The organism is Geobacillus sp. YF-1 (genome assembly GCF_052692335.1).
In genome coordinates this window covers 1-10,000 of record NZ_CP199850.1, presented here as the reverse complement: position 1 = coordinate 10,000, position 10,000 = coordinate 1, and the positions used below count along the sequence as shown (strand labels likewise).

Below are 10,000 nucleotides of genomic sequence, written 5' to 3'. Positions count from 1 at the left end.
ACGGTTTTTATAGGATCTCATCGATAAATAGATCGCGCCGTTGATTCAATGGAAGCAACTGTCCCGTTTCAATGATTTTGACAATCGGTCGGACAGGATCGTCAGAGCGAGCAGATATTACTTCGGCCCGCTGGCCGTCAGAAAGCCGGATAATCGTGCCCTTTTGCAGCCCAATGAGGCCGTTGATCAACGCGGCGACAGCTTGGGCGTCCAGTTTGCTAGGTTGTTCTCGCCAAATCGTTTCAATCGCCCGAAACGGTGATTGTTTCCGGCGGTATAGCCGTTCTGAAGTCATGGCATGAAATACATCGGCGACAGCCACAATCAGGCTGTACGGATGAATTTTTTCTGCTTGAACGCCAAGCGGGTAACCGCTGCCATCCTTTCGTTCATGATGTTGCAACACCGCGAGTTTGGCTCCATGAGTTAAGGCCGGGATTTTTTGTACCATGCGATAACCGAAAATCGGATGCTGTTTCACCTCGTTAAATTCAGCCTCGGTAAGAGCGGACGATTTCCATAAAACCTGTTTGCTGACTTTCGCCATTCCGCAGTCTGCTAGCGCGCCGGCAAGAGCAACTTGATAGCATTCCCCTTCGCTGTATCCGAGCTCCATTGCCAGCAAACCAGCGATCACTCCTACACTGACAGCGTGATGATAAAGATAATCGTCCTTGGACGCATAATGACGAACTGTGAGCAAATCGTGCTTCGCGTGCGCCATTTGCTCTAAAAGCGGAATGATCAGCTCGCGGATTTCCCTGATTTCAATCGGCAGTCCCGATTGCCATGATTGAAACAGCTGTTTATATCGTTGGACCGCCTGCAAATACGAGGAAATGGGCTGTCGATGAGCCGTCGCCCCGATGACATCTTCTTCAAAAAACGGCTCACCATTGGCGAGAACCGGCTCGATTTCCACCTCGTCAATGAGAAACTTTTCAAGCACGTGCAGCAGCGGCTCCGTGATGATCGTATTTTTCGGGATAATGGGCCGCTTGGTCGGGCCAAGCACATCATCGGCAAGCACGCATCCTTCACGAAGCCGGGAACGGTTTACGCGAACCATCAGTTTGTTCCTCCCTTCTCTTATATCTTTTATCGTAACATGACTTTGGGTGCATGGACAGCGGTTTCGACATAAAAACCGACGCTCCCTGTCCGTTGCAGCAGAGCGTCGTCCCCATTAGGCGAGATGTCCTTCTTCTTTTTCTTCTTCAGGCACTTTCGCCACAGTGGCTACACATTCATGCTCGTCATCGCCAGAAAGGCGGATAAGTTTTACGCCTTGAGCGATTCTCCCTGTGCGGGAAATGTCACTGACCGCCATACGAATGAGCACGCCGCCTGTCGTAATGACCATCAAATCTTCGTTGCCGACGACAGTCGTCACCGCAACAACCGGGCCATTTTTTGGTGTAACATTGCATGTTTTCAATCCTTTGCCACCGCGGCTTTGCACGCGGTATTCCGAAGCCGGAGTGCGCTTGCCGAACCCTTTTTTCGTGACGACAAGCACGTCATGGTGATCTTCCAAAATCTCCATCCCGACTACTTCGTCGTTGTCGTCAAGCGTGATCGCTTTGACTCCAGTCGCGCTGCGTCCCATAGCCCGCACGTCGGTTTCCGGAAAGCGAATGAGCAGACCATTTTTCGTGCCGACAATTACATGCTTTTGACCGTCTGTCAATCGGACCGAAATGAGTTCATCGCCTTCACGCAAATGAATAGCGATCAACCCATTGTTGCGAATATGGGCAAACGCGGAGAGCGAAGAGCGTTTCGCGATCCCCTGTTTCGTTGCAAACACGAGGTAACGTTCGCCGTCAAATTCCTCGATCGGGATCATAGCGTTGATCCATTCACCTTTTTCAAGTTCGAGCAAGTTCACGATCGGAAGCCCTTTGGCGGTTCGTCCGAACTCTGGAATTTCGTAGCCTTTCGCCTGATATACTTTCCCTTTGTTCGTGAAAAATAGGACAGTGTCATGAGTCGATGTGATCAGCAAGTGTTCGACAAAATCATCTTCCGCTGTGTTCATTCCTTGCACACCCCGACCGCCGCGCTTTTGGCTCCGGTACGTCGATAAAGGCAGACGCTTGATGTAGCCTTTATGGGTGAGGGTAATGACGACGCGCTCGTGCGGAATCAAGTCTTCGTCATCAAACTGTTCGACGGCTCCTGCCACGATTTCCGTGCGCCGCTCATCATTAAACCGCTCCTTGATTTCGCTCAATTCCTCACGGATGATTTGCAACACTTTTTCTTCATCGGCGAGCACCGCTTTCAGCTCAGCGATCAAGCGGACAAGCTCTTGATATTCTTGTTCAATTTTTTCCCGCTCGAGGCCGGTCAGCCGCTGCAAACGCATATCCAAAATCGCCTGCGCCTGCCGCTCGCTGAGGGAAAACCGCTCCATCAATCCTTGGCGCGCCGCTTCTGTCGTCTGCGAACGGCGGATGAGATCAATCACTTCATCCAAATGATCGAGAGCCGTGCGCAAACCTTCTAAAATGTGAGCGCGCGCTTCGGCTTTTTGCAGTTCAAATGCCGTCCGTCGGCGAATCACTGTCTTTTGATGGTTTAAATAATGCTCCAAACATTCTTTTAAGTTCAGCACTTTCGGCTCGCCGTTCACCAAAGCGAGCATATTAATCCCAAAGCTCGTTTGCAGCGCGGTATGTTTGTACAAATTGTTCAGCACGACTTTGGCGTTCGCATCGCGCCGCACCTCGATGACAATGCGCATGCCGCTCCGGTCCGATTCATCGCGCAAATCAGTGATCCCGTCGATTTTTTTCTCACGGACAAGTTCGGCGATCCGCTCAATCAGCTTCGCTTTGTTCACTTGGTAAGGAAGTTCGCTCACAATGATCGTTTCTTTGCCGTTCGGCTGCTGCTCAATTTCGGCCTTGGCGCGCAGCGTAATCGAACCGCGGCCGGTTTCATACGCTTTGCGGATGCCGCTGCGGCCGATAATTTGTCCGGCGGTCGGAAAATCGGGGCCCGGGATGTATTTCATCAAGTCGGCAACCGTCATCTCTGGGTTTCGGCTTAGCGCCAGCAACGCATCGATCACTTCACCGAGCTGATGGGGCGGAATGTTCGTCGCCATTCCAACCGCAATGCCCGATGAGCCGTTGACCAATAAATTCGGAAATCGGGACGGCAGCACGACCGGCTCTTTTTCCGAGCCATCATAGTTGTCTTGGTAATCAATCGTATCTTTATTGATATCACGAAGCAATTCCATCGCGATTTTCGACATGCGCGCTTCCGTATAGCGCATGGCGGCGGCAGCGTCGCCGTCGATCGATCCAAAGTTCCCATGGCCGTCAACAAGCATGTAGCGGTAGTTGAAATCTTGCGCCATGCGCACCATCGTATCATACACGGCGGCATCCCCGTGCGGATGGTATTTCCCGATCACTTCGCCGACGATGCGAGCTGATTTTTTGTACGGTTTATCCGCGGTCATTCCAAGATCATGCATGGCGTACAAAATGCGGCGGTGCACTGGTTTCAAGCCGTCGCGCACATCCGGCAACGCGCGGGAAACGATGACGCTCATCGCATAGTCGAGAAACGAGGAACGCATCTCTTGGCTGATATTGACTTCGCGAATGCGCGGTTGTTCATGTTCTGCCATTCTTCAAACCTCCCTTAAAACCCTCCTCCGATCCGACTGGCCGGCGACAGACGGGTGGCGTCAGTCCACCTGCGCATGCGAGGACACCCAGCGGCGTCACGAAGCGGGAAGGGGGCTGTCTTTCTCTCAGTTCAAAGCCTACAAAAAATAGATGGATCAGCTTTAAAACGGACTCCAATGATGTGACGTTCACCGACCCTCCTAGATATCTAAGTTTTTCACGTAACGCGCGTTTTCTTCGATAAACTGGCGGCGCGGCTCGACTTTATCGCCCATTAAAATTTCAAACGTTTCATCCGCATCGATGGCGTCCTGCAAACTCACTTGCAGCAGTGTTCTCGTCTCTGGATTCATCGTCGTTTCCCAAAGCTGTTCCGGATTCATCTCGCCCAACCCTTTGTAGCGCTGAATCGTCGGTTTGGGCTGATCGGGCAACGCGGCGAGAATTTGTTCAAGCTGACGGTCGTTGTAAGCGTAACGGACTTGTTTCCCCTGCTCGATTTTATAGAGCGGAGGCTGGGCAATATAAATATAGCCTTGTTCAATCAATTGGCGCATATAGCGGTAAAAGAACGTCAAAAGGAGCGTGCGGATGTGAGCGCCGTCAACGTCCGCGTCGGTCATGATAATGACTTTATGATAACGGGCTTTCGAGATGTCAAAATCTTCGCCAATGCCCGTGCCAAGCGCCGTAATAATCGCCCGCACCTCATTGTTTGACAAAATTTTGTCCAAGCGTGCTTTTTCCACGTTAAGAATTTTCCCGCGCAGCGGCAAAATGGCTTGAAAATGGCGGTCACGCCCTTGTTTCGCTGATCCGCCCGCCGAGTCGCCCTCAACGACGTACAGCTCGCTGATCGCTGGATCCCGCGATGAACAGTCGGCCAATTTCCCGGGCAAATTGGAAATTTCGAGCGCGCTTTTGCGCCGCGTCAACTCGCGCGCTTTTTTCGCCGCCAGCCGGGCGCGCGCTGCCATCATGCCTTTTTCCACAATCTTGCGGGCGATTGTCGGGTTTTCCAGCAAAAACGTTTCAAACTGTTCGGAAAAAATCGCATCGGTCACCGTACGGGCGTCGCTGTTGCCGAGCTTCGTTTTCGTCTGCCCTTCAAATTGTGGAGACGGGTGTTTGATCGACACGATGGCGGTCAATCCTTCACGCACATCCTCACCGGTTAAATTGGCATCGTTGTCTTTCACCAATTGTTGCTTGCGGGCATAGTCGTTGATAATGCGCGTCAGCGCCATTTTAAAGCCGGATTCATGCGTGCCGCCTTCATGCGTATGAATGTTGTTGACGAACGAATAGATGTTGCTCGTGTACCCGTCGTTGTACTGCAAGGCGATTTCAACCGCAATGCCGTCCCGCTCGCCGGCGATATAAATCGGCTCCTCATGCAGCACTTCGCGCGTTCGGTTCAAATGCTGGACATAGGAGCGAATGCCGCCTTCATAAACATATTCGTTTCTCCGGTTGTCAACCCGTTCATCGGTCAACGTGATTTTCAAGCCGCGATTTAAAAAGGCGAGCTCGCGCAACCGGGCGGCCAGCGTTTCGTAATCGAACTCAATCGTTTCGGTAAAAATCTCTGGGTCCGGCTTAAAACGGGTCGTTGTCCCGGTTCGGTCCGTTTCGCCGATGATTTGCAGGTCCGTACAAGGCTCTCCCCGCTCGTACCGCTGGTAATGGATGTTTCCATCGCGATACACGTACACTTCGAGCCACTCCGACAGGGCGTTGACGACGGAAGCGCCAACCCCGTGCAAGCCGCCGGATACTTTATAACCCCCTCCGCCAAACTTCCCGCCGGCATGCAGAACGGTCATAATGACTTCAACAGCCGGGCGACCAGTCGCTTCATGAATGTCAACCGGGATGCCGCGTCCATTGTCGGCGACGGTGATGCTGTTGTCTTTGCCGATCGTCACATCAATGGTCGTGCAATAGCCTGCCAGCGCTTCGTCGATGCTGTTGTCGACGATTTCCCAAACGAGGTGGTGCAGCCCTTTTGATCCCGTTGATCCGATATACATTCCCGGGCGCTTGCGGACGGCTTCAAGGCCTTCAAGCACTTGAATTTGACTTGCATCGTACGCCTCGACTCGCTGTTCCATGGTCATGCCTGATCACCTACGCTTTCTTTGCAAACGTTCAATCACGATCAAGAAGGAGCGATGACCGAACCGGAATGGACTCGATAAATCGCCGCTTCTTGAATCACATCGTGGTTAATGCCGTCGATGCTTGTCGTTGTGACAAAAGTTTGCACTTTTTTCCGGATGGCATCAAGGAGGTGGGTTTGCCGAAAGTCGTCCAGCTCCGACAATACATCATCAAGCAATAAAATGGGGTAATCGCCTAACTCGGAAAAGATGAGCTCAATTTCTGCCAATTTGACTGCCAGCGCTGTCGTGCGCTGTTGTCCTTGCGAACCGAAAGTTTGTACATTTTTTCCGTTCACCCAAAACGCCACCTCATCGCGGTGGGGGCCGACCAAGGTCGTCCCTCGTTGAACTTCTCGCTCCTTTACGGCGGCGAACGTTTCTCTGTATGCTTCTACTATTCTCGACAATTCCGCCTTGTCTGATACGTCGACCGACGGTTCATAGCGAATGTGGAGCTGTTCGGCCCCACGGCTGATTTCGCGATGGATGGGAGCTGCCCACTGCTCAAGCAACGACAAAAACTGGCGGCGTCGCAACGTAATTTTGGCCGCCAGCCAAACAAGCTGTTCGGTTAGGACGTCAAGCACCGCCTCGTCGCTCCGCTCGCGGGTCTGCATCATTTTCAGGCAATGATTGCGCTGCTGCAGCAACTTCTGGTACTGGCTTAAATCGTGTATATAAACGGGTGAAATCTGCCCGATTTCCATATCGATAAACCGGCGCCGCACTTGTGGGCTTCCTTTAACTAAATTCAAGTCTTCCGGGGCGAACATGACAACATTTAAATGGCCGACATATTGACTGAGCCGCTGCTGCTCAATGTGATTGCATTTGGCTCGCTTCCCTTTTTTGGAGATCAACAGTTCGAGCGACAACGATCCGTTGCGTTTCTCTGCTTTCCCCTCTATTTTAGCATACTCTTCATTCCAACGAATAAGGTCTTTATCGTTGGACGTGCGATGCGATTTGGCCATCGCCAAAACGTAAATAGCCTCCATCATGTTCGTTTTTCCTTGGGCGTTTTCCCCCAAAATAATGTTTACCCCTTGATCGAAACGCATCGTTTCCCGCTCATAATTGCGGTAGTTCGTCAACGCTAAGTCGGTTAAAAACACCCGGCCTTCACCTACTCCGCTTTTACGATGACAAACGCGCCGACCTCTTTGATCTCGACCCGGTCGCCTTCTTTTAACTTCCGCCCGCGCCGGTTTTCCCGTTCCCCGTTCACCAGCACGTCATGTTCCTGCAAAAACCATTTGGCTGCGCCGCCGGTGTCAATCACATGCGCCAGCTTTAGCATCTGCCCTAGCGTAATCGTCTCCGTCTTAATGGCGACTTGTCGTTCCATCCGTTCATCGCTCGCTTTCGTTACAAACTGCCTATTCTTTTATTTTACCGAAAAATTCGTCCGTTCGCAAAGAAACCCGATGAAAGGGAGAAAAGCGGTGGTTCTCCCTCATTGAATGCACGCCTGATGGCATTCAAGTCAGCCTTAGCCATCAGGCGCGCCAAAGTGGATCGGCTTTAATACGTTCTGACCGGCAGGATGAGCTGAAGCATGGAGTCGCTGTGGAGCGGGCGCAAGACAAACGGCCGCATCGCCCCGGTGAAGCTGATTTGAATGTCGGTGCCATCAAGCGCGCGCAACGCGTCCATCATATATTTGGCGCTGAATGAAATGTTCAACTCTTCGCCTTCAAGCGATTCGGCTTTCAGCTGTTCTGTTACTTTCCCAATCTCCGGGGAAACTGAGGAAATTTCCAACCTTTCTCCTGGGAGCGTCGCCAGTTTCACCACGTTGTTTCGCCCTTCTCTTGCTAGCAAGGAGGCGCGGTCGATCGCCTGCAAAAACTCCTTGGCATTGACGGTTACCGTTGTTTTGCTGTCCGTCGGGATTAAGCGGGCTGTCTCCGGATAGTTCCCGTCGAGCAGGCGTGAGAAAAACAGAAGATGCTCCGCCTTAAACAGCACTTGATTGGCCGTGATGACAATATCGATCGGATGGTTGCCGTCAGCTAAAATTTTGCTCAATTCATTCAGACTTTTTCCAGGAATGACGACGTTATACGCCCAATCGCTTTCAATGCCGATTTTGACTTTGCGCATTGCCAGACGGTGACTGTCGGTAGCGGTGCAGACGAGTTCACCATCTTCTATTTTCCAGTTGACACCTGTCAAGATGGGGCGCGTTTCCGATGTTGAGACGGCAAATACCGTTTGGCGGATCACCGCCTTCAGCAAATCAGCCGGAATTTGAAAGGCGTGTTCTTCCTCGATTTGCGGCAAGCGCGGATACTCGTCGGCGTTAAATCCGTTGAGACGGAATTCGGAGTGCCCTGAGCGAATCACGGTTAAAAAGTTGTCTTCCGTTTCGATTTCCACCGTTTGCTGCGGCAGCTTTTTCACGATTTCAGAGAAAAAGCGCGCCTGCAAGACGATGCTTCCCGGCCTCTTTACATCCACCAGCAGCCGCCCTTCTTTTTCGAGCGGAATAAACGATTCAATGGAGATATCCGAGTCGCTTCCGGTTAAGGTGACTCCGCGAGCGGAGGCTGTCAGTTTAATCCCGGTCAAAATCGGGATCGTCGTTCTTGTCGATACGGCTTTCATCACATCTTGAACGCTTTTGGCGAGCGCTTCGCGGTCAATGGAAATGTTCACGCTGTTGTTCCTCCCCATTTGGAATGTCTTCGGAAATAAATTATAAAGATATAAAAACAAAGATCATAGTACTAGTCGTATGGCTTGTTGGTATGTGGATAAACAAATAAAGACGAGCAAGCACAGCCTGTCCACATGTGGATAAGCTGTGCGTAAGACAGCGACTGTTATTCACAATTGCTTCAGCTTTTCTTGAATCTCTTGAATATGTTTTTGCAGCTGCGTGTCCGTTTGCAAAAGCTTCGTTATTTTCTCATGGGCGTGAATGACCGTCGTATGGTCGCGGCCGCCGAATTCGTCGCCGATTTTCGGCAGCGAACAGTCGGTCAGTTCACGGGAGAGATACATGGCGATCTGCCGGGGAAACGCGACCGATTTGGTTCGTTTTTTAGCTTTGAAATCGTCAAGCTTAATGTTGAAGTGCTGGCCGACGACGCGCTGAATGTCTTGAATCGTGATGACCTTCGGCTTCGCGCTCGGAATGATGTCCTTGAGCGCCTCAGCTGCTAGATCGGCGGTGATTTCTTTATTAATGAGCGAGGAATAGGCGACGACGCGAATGAGCGCCCCTTCCAGCTCGCGGATGTTTGAATCGATTTGGTTGGCGATGTAGAGCATCACTTCATTTGGGATATCAAATCCCTCTGCCTTCGCTTTTTTCCGGAGAATGGCGATTCGCGTTTCCAAATCAGGCGGCGTGATGTCTGTGATCAATCCCCACTCAAAGCGCGAACGCAAACGGTCCTCAAGCGTTGGGATCTCTTTTGGAGGCCGGTCGCTCGAGATGACGATTTGCTTGCTTTCTTCATGAAGCGTATTGAACGTATGGAAAAACTCTTCCTGCGTTTGTTCTTTTCCCGCCAAAAATTGAATATCATCGATTAACAGAACGTCGACGTTTCGATACTTGTTGCGAAAGTCATCAGGACGGTTGTCGCGGATGGCGTTGATAAACTCGTTCGTGAACTTTTCCGAAGATAAGTAGACGACTTTCGCTGACGGATTATGTTCGATGACGTAATGGCCGATGGCGTGCATGAGATGCGTTTTCCCTAGCCCGACACCGCCGTAGATGAACAGCGGATTGTACGCTTTCGCCGGGGCTTCGGCGACGGCTAGGGAAGCGGCGTGCGCAAATCGGTTGCCGGAGCCGATGACAAACGTATCGAAGGTGTACTTCGGATTTAGCATGCTCTGCGGGAAATCGTTCGTCTCTTCGTATGGCTTGCGCTGTTTTTTCGCTGCTGCCTGAAATTCGGCGTCTTCGTCGCCTTGGTTAGGCGGAATGATAAATTTGACGGCCAGCTCTTCGCCGGTAATGGCATAGATTGTTTCGGCAATCAAATGGGAGTAGCGGGAGTCAAGCCAATCTCTAGCAAACTCGTTCGGGGCTACGATGACGAGCGTGTCACCTCGCAAAGAGTGGGCCTTCGTTGATTTGAGCCAAGTCTCAAAGCTCGGCTTGCTAATTTTCTGCTCGATTTCCGCGAGCACGCGATTCCATAAGTCATGGATATTTTCCAC

General features: G+C 51.5%; 7 protein-coding genes. All 7 read right to left on the bottom strand.

All coding sequences use genetic code 11. The features are described from left to right. Nucleotides 1–7: 7 nt before the first annotated feature. A complete protein-coding gene (locus tag ACTVIM_RS00035; RefSeq protein WP_445613310.1) occupies nucleotides 8–1,069 on the bottom strand; it encodes an HD domain-containing phosphohydrolase in 1,062 nt (353 codons plus the stop codon). A gap of 117 nt (nucleotides 1,070–1,186) precedes the next feature. Further along, nucleotides 1,187–3,649 (bottom strand): DNA gyrase subunit A, encoded by a 2,463-nt coding sequence (gene gyrA, locus ACTVIM_RS00030; RefSeq protein WP_445613309.1) that lies wholly within the window; start codon nucleotides 3,647–3,649, stop codon nucleotides 1,187–1,189. A 201-nt stretch (nucleotides 3,650–3,850) separates the two neighbouring features. After that, entirely contained in the window at nucleotides 3,851–5,770 is a 1,920-nt protein-coding gene (gene gyrB, locus ACTVIM_RS00025; RefSeq protein WP_033017849.1) for a DNA topoisomerase (ATP-hydrolyzing) subunit B, read from the bottom strand. Nucleotides 5,771–5,811: 41 nt separating this feature from the next. Beyond that, entirely contained in the window at nucleotides 5,812–6,930 is a 1,119-nt protein-coding gene (gene recF, locus ACTVIM_RS00020) for a DNA replication/repair protein RecF (RefSeq protein WP_033017850.1), read from the bottom strand. Between the two features lie 11 nt (nucleotides 6,931–6,941). Then, a complete protein-coding gene (gene yaaA / locus ACTVIM_RS00015) occupies nucleotides 6,942–7,163 on the bottom strand; it encodes a S4 domain-containing protein YaaA (protein ID WP_033017852.1) in 222 nt (73 codons plus the stop codon). A gap of 176 nt (nucleotides 7,164–7,339) precedes the next feature. Further along, nucleotides 7,340–8,476, bottom strand: coding sequence for a DNA polymerase III subunit beta (gene dnaN / locus ACTVIM_RS00010; RefSeq protein ID WP_445613308.1), 1,137 nt, complete (start codon nucleotides 8,474–8,476; stop codon nucleotides 7,340–7,342). 171 nt (nucleotides 8,477–8,647) lie between these two features. Further along, on the bottom strand, nucleotides 8,648–10,000 hold the full coding sequence (dnaA, locus tag ACTVIM_RS00005; protein ID WP_033017854.1) for a chromosomal replication initiator protein DnaA: 1,353 nt from the start codon (nucleotides 9,998–10,000) through the stop codon (nucleotides 8,648–8,650).

What these genes read in the sequence shown, in the direction of transcription:
- ACTVIM_RS00035 (WP_445613310.1), bottom strand. Translation starts at nt 1,069, where the DNA reads ATGGTTCGCGTAAACCGTTCCCGGCTTCGTGAAGGATGCGTGCTTGCC.
- gyrA (WP_445613309.1), bottom strand. Translation starts at nt 3,649, where the DNA reads ATGGCAGAACATGAACAACCGCGCATTCGCGAAGTCAATATCAGCCAA.
- gyrB (WP_033017849.1), bottom strand. Translation starts at nt 5,770, where the DNA reads ATGACCATGGAACAGCGAGTCGAGGCGTACGATGCAAGTCAAATTCAA.
- yaaA (WP_033017852.1), bottom strand. Translation starts at nt 7,163, where the DNA reads ATGGAACGACAAGTCGCCATTAAGACGGAGACGATTACGCTAGGGCAG.